11 protein-coding genes are annotated in these 16,061 nt (G+C 69.0%); 4 read left to right on the plus strand and 7 right to left on the minus strand.

Annotation, left to right across the window (positions count from 1 at the left end; all coding sequences use genetic code 11):
• Positions 1-58 precede the first annotated feature (58 nt).
• A complete protein-coding gene (locus M0L44_RS19700; protein WP_252771892.1) occupies positions 59-2,125 on the plus strand; it encodes an ATP-dependent helicase in 2,067 nt (688 codons plus the stop codon).
• A 6-nt stretch (positions 2,126-2,131) separates the two neighbouring features.
• Here M0L44_RS19700 and M0L44_RS19705 read toward each other — a convergent pair whose 3' ends face one another.
• Positions 2,132-2,623: a GNAT family N-acetyltransferase gene (locus M0L44_RS19705; RefSeq protein ID WP_252771893.1), complete on the minus strand. Its 492-nt coding sequence runs from the start codon at positions 2,621-2,623 to the stop codon at positions 2,132-2,134.
• Positions 2,624-2,678: 55 nt separating this feature from the next.
• Positions 2,679-3,371 carry a cytochrome b/b6 domain-containing protein gene (locus M0L44_RS19710; RefSeq protein ID WP_252771894.1) on the minus strand — a complete coding sequence of 231 codons (693 nt, stop codon included), beginning with the start codon at positions 3,369-3,371 and terminating at the stop codon, positions 2,679-2,681.
• Between the two features lie 187 nt (positions 3,372-3,558).
• Between M0L44_RS19710 and M0L44_RS19715 the strand changes: the two genes are divergently transcribed.
• Positions 3,559-4,011 carry a c-type cytochrome gene (locus M0L44_RS19715; RefSeq protein WP_252771895.1) on the plus strand — a complete coding sequence of 151 codons (453 nt, stop codon included), beginning with the start codon at positions 3,559-3,561 and terminating at the stop codon, positions 4,009-4,011.
• Here the strand turns inward: M0L44_RS19715 and M0L44_RS19720 are convergent, their stop codons facing one another.
• Positions 4,012-5,916, minus strand: a complete 1,905-nt coding sequence (locus tag M0L44_RS19720; RefSeq protein WP_252771896.1) for an ATP-binding cassette domain-containing protein — start codon at positions 5,914-5,916, stop codon at positions 4,012-4,014.
• 63 nt (positions 5,917-5,979) lie between these two features.
• Positions 5,980-6,942 (minus strand): glutathione synthase, encoded by a 963-nt coding sequence (gene gshB, locus M0L44_RS19725; RefSeq protein WP_252771897.1) that lies wholly within the window; start codon positions 6,940-6,942, stop codon positions 5,980-5,982.
• 165 nt (positions 6,943-7,107) lie between these two features.
• Here gshB and M0L44_RS19730 point away from each other — a divergent pair, with 165 nt between their 5' ends.
• Positions 7,108-7,860 (plus strand): glycine zipper 2TM domain-containing protein, encoded by a 753-nt coding sequence (locus M0L44_RS19730; RefSeq protein WP_252771898.1) that lies wholly within the window; start codon positions 7,108-7,110, stop codon positions 7,858-7,860.
• A 12-nt stretch (positions 7,861-7,872) separates the two neighbouring features.
• Here M0L44_RS19730 and M0L44_RS19735 read toward each other — a convergent pair whose 3' ends face one another.
• Together M0L44_RS19735 and M0L44_RS19740 are read right to left on the minus strand one after the other, a co-directional pair.
• Positions 7,873-9,036, minus strand: a complete 1,164-nt coding sequence (locus M0L44_RS19735; RefSeq protein WP_252771899.1) for a benzoate/H(+) symporter BenE family transporter — start codon at positions 9,034-9,036, stop codon at positions 7,873-7,875.
• Between the two features lie 22 nt (positions 9,037-9,058).
• Positions 9,059-10,945, minus strand: coding sequence for a potassium transporter Kup (locus M0L44_RS19740; RefSeq protein WP_252771900.1), 1,887 nt, complete (start codon positions 10,943-10,945; stop codon positions 9,059-9,061).
• 134 nt (positions 10,946-11,079) lie between these two features.
• Between M0L44_RS19740 and M0L44_RS19745 the strand changes: the two genes are divergently transcribed.
• Positions 11,080-14,742, plus strand: a complete 3,663-nt coding sequence (locus M0L44_RS19745) for a glycosyltransferase (protein WP_252771901.1) — start codon at positions 11,080-11,082, stop codon at positions 14,740-14,742.
• Here M0L44_RS19745 and gshA read toward each other — a convergent pair.
• Positions 14,733-16,028 carry a glutamate--cysteine ligase gene (gshA, locus tag M0L44_RS19750; RefSeq protein ID WP_252771902.1) on the minus strand — a complete coding sequence of 432 codons (1,296 nt, stop codon included), beginning with the start codon at positions 16,026-16,028 and terminating at the stop codon, positions 14,733-14,735. The genes M0L44_RS19745 and gshA overlap by 10 nt on opposite strands.
• Positions 16,029-16,061: the final 33 nt, after the last annotated feature.

Genomic DNA, 16,061 nt, shown 5'->3' on the forward strand with positions numbered 1-16,061 from the left:
GGCGGCAACATCCGCCCGAGCCGCTGTCTCTCATCGCCGCCCCACACCGTCTTCGCCCATGTCCTCTTCCGGTCCCAACACCCTGAACCCCGCCCAGATGGAGGCGGTGAACTACCTGCGGGGGCCCTGCCTGGTGCTGGCCGGCGCGGGCTCGGGCAAGACGCGGGTGATCACCCACAAGATCGCGCGGCTGCTGCAGGAGGGCCTGAGGCCCAAGCAGATCGCGGCCATCACCTTCACCAACAAGGCCGCACGCGAGATGCGCGAGCGAGCGCAGTCGCTGGTGGGGCCGCGCGCGGCCAAGGACCTGGCCATCAGCACCTTCCACTCGCTGGGCGTGCGCATGCTGCGCGAGGACGGCACCAAGCTAGGCCTGAAGGAGCAGTTCTCCATCCTGGACGCCGACGACGTGCTGGGCGTGCTGCGCGATGCCGGCAGCTGCACCGACAACAAGATCGCCCGTCAGTGGCAGTGGACGATCAGCCTGTGGAAGAACCAGGGCATCAACAGCAGCACCGCGCCCTCGGTGGCCAAGGACGACAACGAGCTGGTGGCCGCCAAGGTGATGCGGCTCTACGAGGAGCGGCTGGCGGCCTACCAGGCGGTGGACTTCGACGACCTGATCAGTCTGCCGCTCAAGCTGCTGCAGACGAACGACGAGGCCCGCGCCAAGTGGCAGAACCAGTTCGGCCATGTGCTGGTGGACGAGTACCAGGACACCAACGCGGTGCAGTACGAACTGCTCAAGGCCCTGGTGGAGCACCCGGACGAGCGCCGCCACGGCCTGTTCACCGCGGTGGGCGACGACGACCAGAGCATCTACGGCTGGCGTGGCGCGACGATCGAGAACCTCAAGCGCCTGCCCGAGGAGTTCCCCAACCTCAAAGTCATCCCGCTGGAGCAGAACTACCGCTCCACCAGCGCCATCCTGCGCGCGGCCAACGAGGTGATCGGCCTGAACCCCAAGCTCTTTCCCAAGAAGCTGTGGAGCGACCTGGGCGAAGGCGAGCCGGTGCGGGTGGTCGAGTGCGACGGCGAGGAACACGAGGCCGAGCGGGCGGTCGCCCGGATCCAGGCCCTGCGGGCGCAGGACCCGCGCATCCAGTTCGCCGACTTCGCGATCCTCTACCGCGCCAACCACCAGGCCCGCATCTTCGAGCAGAAGCTGCGCATGGCCCAGATTCCCTACAAGGTCTCGGGTGGCCAGAGCTTCTTCGACAAGGCCGAGATCAAGGACCTGTGCGCCTGGCTGCGCCTCTTGGTGAACCAGGACGACGACCCGGCCTTCCTGCGCGCGGTGACCACGCCCAAGCGGGGCATCGGCCACCAGACGCTGGGCGCGCTGGGCGAGTTCTCCGGTCAGTGGAAGATGTCCATGTACGAGGCCCTGTTCGCGCAGAGCCTGTCGGCCAAGCTGTCGGCCAAGGCCATCGGCTCGCTGCACGAGTTCGGCCGCTACGTGAACGACCTGGAGTACAAGGCCCGCCACACCGTGGGCGGCGAGGACGCCAAGAAGTTGCTGATCGAGTGGCTCAAGGACATCGACTACGAGAAGCACCTCTTCGAGCACGAGGACAGCGAGAAGGTGGCCCAGGCGCGCTGGAGCAATGTGCTGGACTTCGTGGACTGGGTGGCCAAGCGCTGTGGCGGCCAGATCCTGCAGGAGGGTGGCACCTTTGAGACCGAGAAGAAGAGCGTGCTGGAAGTGGCCCAGAGCATCAGCGTGATCCTGAGCCTGGCCGAGCGCGACGAGGGCCAGGACCAGGTGGTGCTGACCACGCTGCACGCCAGCAAGGGCCTGGAGTGGCCGCACGTCATCCTGGCCGGCGTCAACGAGGGGCTGCTGCCCTTCAAGGCCGACGAGGAGCAGATGACGCCCGAGCGGCTGCAGGAGGAGCGCCGCCTGATGTATGTGGGCATCACCCGCGCCCAGCGCTCGCTGGTGGTCAGCACGCTGCGCCGGCGCAAGAAGGGCCGCGAGACCATCGCGGGCATCCCCAGCCGCTTTATCGCCGAGATGAAGCTCCACGAGGCCGCGGGCCGCGAGGACCCCAAGGACCGCCTGAAGCGCCTGCGCGCCGAACTGGCCGCCAAGGCCGCCGCCGCGCCGCCTCCGGCGGCCTGAGCTCGTTCAGCCCAGCTCGGCCTTCAGGTAATGGGCGCCGGGCAGGGGGTTGAAGTAGTAGGGCGGAATCTCTTCGAAGCCCAGAGAGGCATAGAGCCCGCGCGCGGCCTCCATGTCGTCCAGCGTGTCCAGCAGCATGGCCGAGTAGCCGGCCTGGGTGGCCTGGTCCATCAGCGCCTGGGCCAGCAGCCGGCCCAGGCCGAAGCGGCGGAAGGCCCTGCGCACGAACAGCCGCTTCATTTCGCAGGCGTTGGCGTAGTCCACGTCGGGCAGCGGGCGGAAGGCGCCGCAGCCGGCCAGCTCGCCATCGACATAGGCCAGCAGCAGGTGGCCATGCGGTGGGGCATAGTCGCCCGGCAGGGCGGCCAGCTCGGCCTCGAAATCCTGGAAGCCCAGGTCCACGCCCAGGGTCTGGGCGTATTCGGTGAAGACGACCCGGACCTGTGCCAGGGCGGCGTCTCCGTCGGGGGGCGTCAGCTGTATCTCAGGGGTGTCCATCGCCAGCGGGCGAAGTGGCGGGACCGACAGTCTAGCGGCAGGACGCCCAGCCTGCTCAGCCGCCCAGCCGGGCCACCCACACGGCCCCGCCCGCGCACAGGCCCAGCAGGGCCAGCGCTGCCAGGCGGCTGAGGGCGTTGTCGCGGCTGGCCGGTGTGCCGGCGGGCAGGGTCTGGTCGCCGGTCAGCATCGGCCGCACCAGGTCGTGCCTCTTCACCAGCCGGTGGAGCACGATGGCCACCACATGCAGGCCCACCAGTGCCAGCAGCAGGGTCTGACCGGTGCCCTTGTGCCAGCGGGTGCCCCAACTGGCCCAGTCCTCGGGCACCAGGGCGTTGAGCGGGCCCACGGTGGCGATCTCGTCATCGGCCACCAGGCCGGTGGCCACCTGCAGGGCCAGCACGGTCAACAGGGCCAGCACGGACCAGGCGCCCAGCGGGTTGTGGCCGGCCTGTGCCGGCCATTGCCCGCGCAGGTAGCGCCACACGGTGAGGGGCCCCCGCACGAAGCTGGCAAAGCGCGACCAGCGTCCGCCCACCAGGCCCCACACCAGGCGGAAGGCCACCAACGCCCCCGTGGCCAAGCCCAGCCGCAGATGCCAGTCCATGGCGTTGCCACCCACCTTGCCCGTCACGAACAACGCCACCACCGCGGCCAGCAGGCCCCAGTGGAACAGGCGCGTCGGCAGATCCCAGACGCGGACCGGCGCGGTGACCGCCTGGGGCGTGGTGGCGGGCGAGGCAGTCATTCAGAACTCCTGGGCGGTGGTTGGGTCAGGATGCGAACCATACCGCGTGTTGGCGGCCACCGGTGTGCGGTGGGACACGGCGTGCGGTCAGGGCTTGCCTACACTTGGGCTGCGCCCGGGGGTCTGCTCGGGCGGTTCCCTGGATGTCACACGGGCCGACCTCGGCCCATCCACTTGGAGGAAATGCATGAGAAAAGCCGTCGCCATCACCGCAGCCACCCTGGCCCTGTTCGCCGCCCTTCCTGCGGCCGCGCAGTTCGCCAAGCCGACCGACGCGGTCAAGTACCGCGAGGCGGCCTTCAAGCTGATGGCCAACCACTTCGGGCGGATCAATGCCATGGCCCAGGGCAAGGTGCCGTTCGACGCCAAGGCCGCCCAGGCCAATGCCGAGGTGCTGAACATGCTGGCCAAGCTGCCTTGGGACGCCTTTCCTGCAGGCTCCAACGTCGGCAACACCGAGGCCAAGCCCGAGGTCTGGAGCCAGCCCGACAAGTTCAAGTCCGGCGCCCAGCTGCTGATCGACAACGTGGCCAAGCTGGATGCCGCCGCCAAGGCCGGCAACCTCGATCAGATCAAGGCCGCCGCCGGTGAGGTGGGCAAGTCCTGCAAGGCCTGCCACGAGACCTTCAAGAAGGACTGATCAGGCGCGCTGGCCCAGCGTTTCCCAGCGTTCGAGCAGGGCCATGAGTTCCTCCTCGATCTTGCTGTGGCGCTGGGTCACCTCTGCCACACGCTGCGGCGGTTGGGTGTAGAAGCCGCTGTCGGCCAGCAGGCCGGCCAGTTCGGCCTGCTCGGCTTCCAGGGCCTCGATCTTGCCGGGCAGCTCGTCGAACTCGCGCTGTTCCTTGTAGCTGAGCTTGCGCTTGGGCTCGGCCGGCGTGGTCGCCGGGACGGCGACCGGTGCGGGGGGCGGTGCTGGCGCGGCCAAAGCGGCCGCCTTGGCCGCGGCCTTTTGAGCGGCGTCCTGCGCGGCCGCGCTGCGGGCCGACTGGGCCTGCCAGTCGCTGATGCCGCCTTCGTACTCGCGCCACAGGCCGCCGCCTTCAGCCACCAGGGTGCTGGTCACCACGTTGTCGACGAAGCGCCGGTCGTGGCTGACCAGGAAGACGGTGCCGTCGTAGTCCTGCAGCAGTTCCTCCAGCATCTCCAGCGTCTCGATGTCGAGGTCGTTGGTCGGCTCGTCCAGCACCAGCACATTGGCCGGGCGGGCGAACAGCCGGGCCAGCAGCAGGCGGTTGCGCTCGCCGCCCGACAGGCTCTTGACCGGCGAGTGGGCCCGGGCCGGCGAGAACAGGAAGTCGCCCAGGTAGCTCATCACGTGCTTGCGCTGGTTGCCGATCTCGATCCACTCGCTGCCGGGGCTGATGGTGTCGGCCAGCGTGGCCTCGGGGTTGAGCACCTCGCGCATCTGGTCGAAGTAGGCGACCTCGACGCGGCTGCCCTGGCGCACCGTGCCGCTGTCGGGGGCCAACTGACCCAGGATCAGCTTGAGCAGCGTGGTCTTGCCCGCGCCGTTGGGGCCGATCAGGCCGATCTTGTCCCCGCGCAGCACGGTGGTGGAGAAGTGGCTCACCACCGTCTTGTCGCCGAAGGCCTTGCTCACGTCTTCCAGCTCGGCCACGATCTTGCCGCTGGCGCTGCCGGTGTCCACATCCAGCCGCACCTTGCCGACCACGTCGCGCCGCGCGGCACGGGTTTCGCGCAGCTTCTCCAGCCGGGCGATGCGGGCCACGCTGCGGGTGCGCCGGGCCTCCACGCCCTTGCGGATCCAGACCTCCTCCTGGGCCAGCAGTTTGTCGGCGCGGGCATTCTGCAGCGCCTCGGCCTCCAGCTCACGCTGCTTGGCCGCCTCGAAGGCGGCGAAGTTGCCGGGGTAGCTGCGCAGCTGGCCGCGGTCCAGTTCGATGATGCGGGTGGTCACCGCGTCCAGGAAGGCCCGGTCGTGGGTGATCAGCAGCAGCGCGCCGCGAAAGTTGTTGAGCAGGCTGGCCAGCCAGTCGATGGCGTCCAGGTCCAGGTGGTTGGTGGGCTCGTCCAGCAGCAGCACGTCGGGTGTGGCCACCAGGGCGCGTGCCAGGGCCACACGCTTGCGCCAGCCGCCCGACAGGGCGTCGATCCGGGCCTGCGGGTCCAGCTCCAGGCGCTGCAGGGCTTCGTCCACCCGCTGCTCCCAGTTCCAGCCATCGAGGGCTTCCAGCCGGGTCTGCAGCGCGTCCAGATCCTCGCCGGGGGCGTGGTTCTCGTAGCGATCGCGCACGGCTTTGGCTTCGGCCACGCCCTCGCTGACCACCTCGAACACGGTGGCGCCCGGCTGCAGGAAGGGCTCCTGCGGCACATATTCGCGGCGCACGCCACTCTGCACCTGCAGCAGGCCGTCGTCGGGCTTCTCCAGCCCGGCCAGGATCTTCAGCAGCGAGCTCTTGCCAGCGCCGTTGCGGCCGATCAGGCCGATGCGTTCGCCGTTGTCCAGCGAGAGGTCCGCCCCATCGAGCAAGGGCACGTGGCCGAAGGCGAGGTGGGCTTGGGTGAGGGTGAGCAATGCCATGGCGCGATTGTCCCCTCTGCGCTCCTTCTGCGCCGGCTGCCTGCGGGCCGCGCCGATTTCATGTCAGCGCGCGGCCACGGCGGCCTCCAGCGCGTCGACGAAGCAGGCCGCCACGTCGAAGCCGGTCTGGTCGGTGATCTCCTGGAAGCAGGTCGGGCTGGTGACGTTGATCTCGGTGAGGCGGTCGCCGATCACGTCCAGGCCCACCAGCAGCAGACCACGCGCGGCCAGCACCGGGCCCAGGGCCTCGGCGATGGCCCGGTCGCTGTCGGACAGGGGCTGGGCCACGCCCTTGCCGCCGGCCGCCAGGTTGCCGCGGATCTCGCTGCCCTGCGGGATGCGGGCCAGGCAGAAGGGCACCGGCTGGCCACCGATGACCAGCACGCGCTTGTCGCCGTGCACGATCTCGGGCACGTAGCGCTGCACCATCACCGTCTGCGCGCCGTCGCGGTTGAGGGTTTCGATAATGCTGCCCAGGTTCAGGCCGTCCTCGCGCACGCGGAAGATGCCCATGCCGCCCATGCCGTCCAGCGGCTTGAGGATGATGTCGTGGTGCTCGGCGTGGAAGGCGCGGATGGCCGCCGCGCTGCGGGTGACCAGGGTGGGCGAGGTGAACTGCGGGAACTCGAGGATGGCGAGCTTTTCCGGGTGGTCGCGCAGCGCCTGGGGCGAGTTGAAGACCCGCGCGCCTTCGGCTTCGGCCCGGCCGAGCAGGTGGGTGGCGTAGAAATACTCGCTGTCGAAGGGCGGGTCCTTGCGCATGATGACCGCGTCGAAGGCCGCCAGGGCTTCGCTGCCCTCGCCCGCCACGGTGTACCAGTCCTTCACACCGGCCCCCGAGCGGCCGGTCAGGGCGAGGGCCTGAATGTGGGCGCTGACTTTCCCGCCGGTGACCCAGGACAGGTCCTCGGGCCCGCAGTGGTGCAGGCTGTGGCCGCGCCGGGCGGCTTCGCGCATCATCGCGAAGGTCGAGTCCTTGTGCGTCTTGAAGGTGGACAGGGGGTCGGCAACGAACAGGAGTTTCATGGCGCGGGGCGACGGTCAGAAAGCGCCAGTGTGCCCTGAAGCTGCGGGCCGTGCCGCAACCAGGGTGTCACGTTTGTTCACGTGTTGAGGTGCCTCCGGTCAGCGCAAAGGCCGGGACCGGCGTTACATCTTCACCGCGATCCGATCCATTTCACAGGACACGTCATGAACGATCCGCTTGCCTCTTCCTCCAACCCGGTGCCCGGTATGGCGCCGGCCCGTCGCACTTCCCCGGCTTTGCTGGTGGGGGCAGGGCTGGCCGCAGGGGTGTTTGCCGCCGCTGCAGGGGCCCTGGTCTGGCAAAAGGTGTCCACCCCCGCGGTGCTGCCACAGCCCGAGCCGGTGGCCTCCGCGGTGATGGCCCTGCCGGCCAGCGCACCCCCGTCCATCGCTGCGGTGGCCTCGGCGCCGGTGGTGGCCCAGGCGGCCTCTCCGGTGACGGCGCCTGCGCCGGTCCACAAGCCGTTGCACAAGCCCGTGACCAAGGCCCCGACGGCGGTGGCCGAGACTCCGGCGGCCTCGGTGCCCGTCACCACGGCACAGACGCCCCCCCCGGCCCCGGTCAAGGCGGTGTGCACCAACTGTGGCGTGGTGGAATCCGTGCAGGAAGAAAAGCACAAGGGCCACGGCACCGGCATGGGCGCGGTGGCGGGTGGTGTCGTCGGCGGGGTGGTGGGCAACCAGTTCGGCAAGAACTCCCGCATCATCGGCGCCATCGGTGGTGCACTGGTGGGGCACCAGATCGAGCGGGATGTGCGCTCGACGATGGATTACAAGATCGTCGTGCGCATGGAAGATGGCAGCCGCCAGACGGTGACCCAGGCCCAGAGCGTGCCGGTGGGGACCCATGTGACCGTGCAGAACGGCGCGTTGCGGGTCAACAATGGGGCCACGGACAGCGGCAGCGGGTCGTACTGAGTCCGGTCGGCCTCAGTGGCGGCGCTGGCTGGTCAGCAGGGCCAGCGCCCCGGCCAGCACCCCCCAGAAGGCCGAGCCGATGCCGGCGATCGACAGCCCCGACAACGTGACCACATAGGTCAGCAGCGCCGCGTCGCGGTGGCGCTCCTGCTGCAGCGCGCTGGCCAGGCCGCCACCGATGGTGCCCAAGAGGGCCAGGCCGGCGATGCCGATCACCAGTTCCTTCGGGAAGGCCCCCAGCAGGCCCGCCACGGCGCCGCCTGCGAGGCCGACAGCGATGTAGAACACACCCGCGGCCGCCGATGCGGTGTAGCGCCGCTCGGGGTGTTCGTGGGCCTCCCGGCCCATGCAGATGGCTGCGGTGATGGCCGCCAGGTTGAAGGCGAAACCGCCGAAGGGGGCCAGCGCCAGCGAGGCCAGGCCGGTGGTGCCCACGGTGGGGGAGACGGGAATCTGGTAGCCCGCCGCCCGCTGGGCCGCCACGCCGGGCAGATTCTGCGAGGCCATGGTCACGACGAAAAGCGGCAAGCCCAGGCCCACCAGGGCGTGAAGGGTGAACTGCGGTGTGACCCAGACCGGCTGCGCCAGGCCCCAGGAGATTCCACCGAGGTGCAGCAGCCCCTGGGCTGCGGCCAGCACAATGCCGGCCAGCAGCACCCCGGGCACGGCGTAGCGCGGCCACCAGCGGCGTCCGGCCAGGAAGGCCGCGGCCATGCCCACGATCAGCAGCGGCTGGCTGCGGGCGGCCAGGGTGGCATCCAGCGCAAAGCGGGTGAGCACCCCGGCCAGCAGGGCGGCGGCAATCGCCATCGGGATGCGGTCCATCAGCTTCTCGAACCAGCCGGTGACGCTGACCAGCAGGATCAGCACCGCGCAGACGATGAAGGCGCCCACGGCCTCGGGCAGCGCGATGCCCTGGCTGGCCGCGATCAAGGCTGCACCGGGGGTGGACCAGGCCGTCAGCACCGGCTGGCGCGTCCACAGCGACAGACCCAGGCTGGTCAGGCCGGTGCCCAGGCCCAGGGCCCAGATCCAGGAGGCTGTCTGGGCCGTGTCAGCCCCCACGGCCTGGGCCGCCGCGAAGATGATGGCGATGGAGCTGGTGAAGCCCACCAGCACCGCGACAAAGCCGGCCACGACGGCCGACAGCGAGACATCTTTCCAGAACGCGCGCATCAGGGCAGGGGAGAGAAGAGGGTCAGATCTCGACCTTGGCACCCAGCTCGACGATGCGGTTGGTGGGCAGGTTCAGGAAGTCGGCCATGTCGGTGGCGTTGCGGTGCATGCTGGCGAACAGCTTTTCGCGCCACATCGCCATGCCCGCGCCGCGGGTGGGCACCACCGTCTCGCGCGAGAGGAAGTAGCTGGTGTCCATGTCGTCCAGCGGCACGCCCCGGTCCTTCAGCAGCTTGATTGCTTCGGGCAGGTCCGGGTCGTTCTTGAAGCCGAAGCTCACCGTCACCTGCCAGCAGTCGTGGCCCAGCGAATGCAGGGAGAGGCGCTTGTCGAAGCCGATCCAGGGCACCTCGTGGTGGCGCACGGTCACGAACAGGTTGTGCTCGTGCAGCACCTTGTTGTGCTTGAGGTTGTGCATCAACGCGTTGGGCACCAGATCTTCTTCGGAGACCAGGAACACCGCGGTGCCGGGGACCCGGGTGGGCGGGTTGATGAAGACCGCATCCAGGAAGCCTTCAAGCCGGATGGCGTCGTTGCGCACCTGCTCGCGCATGATCTGCCGCCCCTGCTTCCAGGTCAGCATCAGCATGAACATGCCGGAGCCGATGACCAGCGGGAACCAGCCGCCAGCGATCAGCTTGAGCAGGTTCGAGAAGAAGAAGGTGATGTCGATGGTGAAGAAGAAGCCGGTGGCCAGCAGGCACAGGGCCAGCGGGTAGCCCCAGCCGTAGCGAATGACGTAGAAGGTCATCACCGTGGTGATGGTCATGTCCAGCGTCACCGCGATGCCGTAGGCCGAGGCCAGGTTGGACGAGGACTTGAACAGCGCCACCGCCAGCACGATGAAGACGTACAGGCCCCAGTTCACGAAGGGCACGTAGATCTGGCCGGTGTCCTTGACCGAGGTGTGGCGGATGGTCATGCGCGGCAGGATGCCCAGCTGGATGGCCTGCTTGGTGACCGAGAAGGCGGCCGAGATCAGGGCCTGCGAGGCGATCACCGTGGCCGCCGTGGACAGGAAGACCAGCGGCAGGCGGGCCCAGTGCGGCGCCATCAGGAAGAAGGGGTTGTCGATGGCCTCGGGGTTGCCCAGCAGCACCGCGCCCTGGCCGAAGTAGTTGACCACCAGGGCCGGCATCACCAGGCCGTACCAGGCGATGCGGATGGGCAGGCGGCCGAAGTGGCCCATGTCGGCATACAGGGCCTCGCCGCCGGTCACGCACAGCACCACCGCGCCCAGGGCGATGAAGGCCACCAGGGGCTGCTGTACGAAGAAGCCGATGGCATAGAGCGGGTTGAGCGCCACCAGCACGGCGGGGTTCTCGAGGATGTGCGGCAGGCCCAGGGCAATCAGAGCGAAGAACCAGATCAGCGTGATCGGCCCGAAGAACTTGCCGATGCCGCCGGTGCCGAAGCGCTGCACCGCGAACAGGCCGGTCAGCACCACCAGGGTGATGGGGATCACCAGGCTGTGCAGGGCGGGGGCGGCCACTTCCAGGCCCTCGACGGCCGAGAGCACCGAGACCGCCGGGGTGATGACGCCGTCGCCATAGAAGATGGCCGTGCCGAACAGGCCCACGACCATCAGGATGCGGCGCAGCAGCGGGCGCTCCTTCACGGCGGTGGTGGCCAGCGCCAGCATGGCGATCAGGCCGCCTTCGCCGTTGTTGTCGGCCCGCAGGATCAGCAGCACGTACTTCAGCGAGACGATGATGGTCATCGTCCAGAAGATGAGGCTGAGCACGCCCAGGATGTTCTCGTCCGAGGCCGGCACATGGCCCGCATGGAACACCTCTTTCAGCGCGTAGAGCGGGCTGGTACCGATGTCTCCGTAGACCACGCCGAGTGCCGCCAGTGTCAGGGTGGCCAGGGCTGCCGGTGTCCGAGGGGCAGGGGTATGAGAACTCAAAGGAGCTTGCTCGTTGGAGAAACCCTTATTGTGCGCTTGCCCCGGGCGGGTCTGTCCAGCGGAACGCGTCCGGCGGGGCGTGCGCGCCACGGCACAATCCGCGCTGTGCAGCGCCCTGTGCGGCCTGCCGGCCCATGCTGTCTTCTACCGCGATGTCTTCAGCCGCCGCCCGCCCTGTCCGCTTCCATGTCGAACTGATCGATGGTCCGGGCGCCCAGGGGTGGGCGCTGGATTCTCGGCATCCGGGCCAGGAGGTTCTGTCCTTGCGCCTGGACGGTCAGCCGCTGCAGGCCCAGTGGCGCCGCACCTGGCGCCACGACGTCTGCGAGTCTACGGGCGTGCAGGGCGTGGCGCTGGGTTGGGTGTGTGACCTGCCTCCGGAAATCTGGGCGCGCTGGTTTGCCACGCGGGGAGAGCTGGAGTTTTGGGTGAATGGGCTGCGGCATCCCGGTCTGGCCTGGGTGTTGGATCCCACCTCGCTGCACCGCTGGCTGGCGCGGCGTCTGCTGGAGGCTGACGCGCGGACACGGGCTGATTGGCAGGCCCGCTTTCAGGCTCATCGCGCTGCCATTTCGAAGTGCGGGCTCACATGGCGTTCCCCGGCTGCGTCATTTCCGCCGATCGGGCAGCATGAGGGGCTGCGGGGACTCTGCCTGGTCGGTTGGCTGGCGGATGTCCCGACGGCGCGCCACGTGCTGGGCCTGCAATGCCAGGGGAAGCCCTTGCCGTGTCCGGTGCGGCGCCTGTCTCGCCAGGATGTGTGCCGTGCTCTGGACTGGCCCGAGGAAGGGATCGGCTTCGAGCTCGAACTGCCGGGTGTCTTGTGGCTGGGCGTGGCGCCGGAAAACCCTCTGGTGTGTCAGCTCACGGTGGACGGAAAGCCCTGGGGCGAGCCCGTGGCGCTGGATCGGCTGGACTTGGTGGCGGGCTTCGATGCCGCCGCAGGGTTGGCCGATGCCGGCGAGCGGACCCGTCAGGGCCTCTTGGCGCTGGAGCACATCTTGCATGCAGGTCTTTGGCACACCCTTGGGGGGGGCCGGCAGCGGAGGGCTGGGCAATTGGCGGCGCTGGCGGGGGTGTCCTCCTGGCTGGCCCAAATGACCGGCGATGCCAAGTCACCACCACTTTCGATCCTGCCCGAGCAGGCCCCGCAAGGGTGGCTGGGCCGTTGGGTGCAGCGACGTTGGCGTGCCTGGCTGGCCCTGGTCTGGCTGCAGTGGCTGCAGCGGTCGTCCCGACGGACGGCGTTGGCCCTGCGCACGGAGATTGCGCTCACCCAGGCCTTGGGCCTGTTCGATGCTGCGCTGTACGACCTGCAGGTGCCGGAGTCGCTGCGTCCGGGCCTCTCGGCGCTGGCCCACTACGTGATCCAGGGGGATGCACGCTCGCTGGTGCCCCATGCTCTGCTGGATCCCCGTCACTACACGGGGCAGTTGCCCGGGCGGCGGCATCCGGGGATCAACCGGCTGTTGCACTATGGTCTGAAGGGGCGGTTCGAGGCCCTGAGCACTTCGGCCTGGTTCGACGGCGGCGCCTATCTTCGCCGTTACAGAGATGTGCGGCGCAGTGGGCGCGATCCCTTGCGTCATTTCGTCCATCGGGGTTGGCGGGCCGGACGCCTGCCGCGGGACGGCTTCGTGGCGAATTCGCTTCAGGGCCAACCCCTGGCGCAGCGCCTGGCGCGAGAGGTCAATCCCCTGCGGGCGCACCCGGTGCTGCGCTACCTGCTGGATGGTCTGCCCGCCGATGCGCCCCTGCCGGAACAGGGGCGTCTGCCCTGGATGGTGCCGACCACCCTGGACGGATGGGACCACCTGGACCTGGCGCCCTGGCAGGCGCTGCCCGTGCCGGACCCCCGTCGCGCGATCACCCTGGATGTCGTGATCCCCATCTATGCCGGGGCCCAGGAGAGCCTGCGCTGTCTGTGGTCGGTGCTCAGCGCCCCGGGGCGGACGGATGTGGCGGTGGTGGTGGTCGACGACGCCAGCCCGGAGCCCGCCCTGAGCGCCATACTGGCCCAGTTGGCCGGTCTGGGCCTGATCGAGTTGCTCGTGAACGAACAGAACCTCGGGTTCGTGCGCAGCGTCAACAAGGGCATGGCCCTGCATCCTGGGCGGGATGTGCTGCTGCTCAATGCCGACGCCCGGGTGCATGGCGACTGGCTGGACCGCTTGCGTCGCCACGCCGAGCAGGATCCCCGCATCGCCTCGGTGACCCCGCTGTCGAACAACGCGACGATCTTCAGCTATCCCCGCACGCAGTTCAACAATCAGGATGGCGTGGCCTTGCAGGGCGACGCCCTGGACGCGCTGGCGGCGCGCTGCAATGCCGGGCGGCGCGTCGAGGTGCCGACTGCCATGGGCTTTTGCATGTACCTGCGGCGGGCCTGCCTGGACCAGATCGGCCTGTTCGATGCGGGGCGCTATGGCCGCGGCTATGGCGAGGAGAACGACTGGTGTCGCCGGGCTGTGGCCGCGGGCTGGATCCACGTGGCGGCCACGGATGTGTATGTGCTGCACCAGGGCTCGGTCTCCTTCAAGGCCGAGGCCGACAGCCGCTCCCGGGCGGCTCTGACGCTGCTGCTTGAGCGCTTCCCGGACTACCAGCAGCAGATCGATGCCTGGATTGAGGGCGATCCGCTGCAGGCCGCCCGCGTGACCCTGGATCTGGCCCGGCTGCGTGCCGACCTGGGTGAGGCCGGTCTGGTGCTGATGGTCAGCCACGACCGGGGCGGCGGCACGGCGCGCCATGAAGAGGATGTGGCGGCCGGGCTGCGTGCCCGCGGTCTGCAGGTGCTCTGGCTGCGGCCCTCGGTTGCCCCCGGATGTGTGACCCTGCGAGCACCAGAGCTGGGTGACTATCCCAACCTCGAGGTCCTGCCCCTGGTCCGCGGCGGGGACGATGCGCCCGACCTGGCGCAAGCCATGGCGGCCCTGCCTTTGCAGGGCGTACAGGTGCACCATCTGGCCGACCTGCCCGCGGCCCTGGCCGAGGTCCTGCCCGGCCTGTGTGCCGCCCGGGGCGTGCCGCTCGAGGTCACCGTGCACGACTACCACCTGATCTGTCCCCGGATCAACCTGGTGGGCTCCGACGGACGCTACTGCGCCGAGCCCGACGAGGCGGGCTGCGACCGCTGCCTGGCCGCTGATGGCCTGCTGGCCACCAGCGGTCCGATCCAAGCCTGGCGGCAGCGCCACGCCCGCCTGCTGAGGGCGGCGCGGCAGGTGGTGGCACCAGATCTGGACGTGGTGCAGCGGCTGGAGCGCCATCTTCCGGGGTTGCGCGTGGAGGCCGTGCCCCACGAGCAGGATTTCCAGCCCTCTCTCGTCGCAGCGCCGTCAGGCCCCGTGCGCCACGTGCTGGTGATCGGCGCGCTCAGCCAGATCAAGGGCCTGGAGGTGCTGCGGCAGCTGGCCCGGGCGGCCAGGTTGCAGGGACGGGACATGCGCTTCACCCTGCTGGGACATTCCAGCGACGATGCCGCCTTGCGGGCGGAGGGCGTGCGGGTGCTCGGCCGCTACGACGATGCGGAGCTGCAGGGCTTGATCGCGGCGGAGGCTCCGGACCTGATCCTCATCCCGTCCATCTGGCCGGAAACCTATTGCTATGTGCTCAGCGCCGCCTTGCGCGCAGGCCGCCCGGTTTCGGTGTTCGATCTGGGGGCGCAAGCCAGGCGCCTGAGGGCGCTGGGCCTGACCCGCTGGATCGTTCCACTGTCCGAGGCGGATCTGCCCGAGCGCCTGCTGGCGCGTCTGGCAGGCGAGGTCGCGCCAGCCCCGCCCCCGCCTCACTCGTAGACTTCGGCGTCCGGGTCGGTGGCTTCCAGCTCGTAGCTGGCCGCCAGCATCGCCAGGCGGCCGATCACGCCGTACATGTAGAAGCGGTTGGGCGCGCTGGCCCCCGGGCGCATGCCGGGCTTGGGCAGGTGGTGGCTTTCCGAGAAGGCCAGGGGCACGAAGCTCGCGCCCGGGGCGTTGAGGTTCTCGTCGATGCCGCGGTCCGCATGGACCCGGTAGAAACCGCCCACCACATAGCGGTCGATCATGTAGACCACCGGCTCGGCCACAGCTTCGTTGACCCGCTCGTAGGTGGGCACGCCTTCCTGGATGATCAGATCAGAGACGGTCTGGCCGTCCTTGACCACGCCCATCTTGTTGCGGGTGCGGCGGCTGACCTCCTCCAACTCCTTCGCATCACGCACGGTCATGATGCCCATGCCGTAGGTGCCGTTGTCGGCCTTCACGACGACAAAGGGCTTCTCGTTGATGCCGTATTCCTTGTGCTTGCGCCGGATCTTGGTCAGCAGCGCATCAACCTGGGTCTGCACGCGGTCCAGGCCGCTGCCTTCCTGCCAGTCCACCTCGCCCACATGGGCCGACATGGGGTTGATCAGCCAGGGGTCCATGCCCAGCAGCTTGGCGAACTTCTTGGCCACCTCCTCGTAGCTGTCGAAGTGCTGGCTCTTGCGCCGCACCGCCCAGCCTGCGTGCAGCGGGGGCAGCAGGTACTGCTCGTGCAGGTTCTTCAGCACGTCCGGGATGCCACCCGACAGGTCGTTGTTCAGCAGGATGGTGCAGGGGTCGAAGTCCTTCAGACCCAAGCGGCGCGGGGTGCGCAGCAGCGGCTCCAGCGTCAGTTCGCTGCCATCGGGCAGCTGCAGCCGGGTGGGCTCGGTGATGGACTCGTCGAGGGTGCCCAGGCGCACGTTCAGGCCGGCCAGGCCAAAGATCTCGATCAGCCGCTGCACGTTCATCAGATAGAACATGTTGCGGGTGTGCTTCTCGGGGATCAGCAGCAGGTTCTTGGCCTCGGGGCAGATCTTCTCGATGGCCGCCATCGCCGCCTGCACCGCCAGCGGCAGCATCTCGGGCGTGAGGTTGTTGAAGCCGCCCGGGAACAGGTTGGTGTCCACCGGCGCGAGCTTGTAGCCGGCGTTGCGGATGTCCACCGAGGTGTAGAACGGCGGCGTGTGCTCCATCCATTCGAGCCGGAACCAGCGCTCGATGGCCGGCATGGACTCCAGGATCCGCTGTTCGAGCTCGTTGATGGGGCCGGTCAGGGCGGTGACGAGGTGGGGAACCATAGAGCGACTGCCAGAGTGGAGACGGAATTCTGG

The organism is Ideonella oryzae (assembly GCF_024055665.1).
GTDB classification, from domain to species: Bacteria; Pseudomonadota; Gammaproteobacteria; order Burkholderiales; family Burkholderiaceae_C; genus Ideonella; species Ideonella oryzae.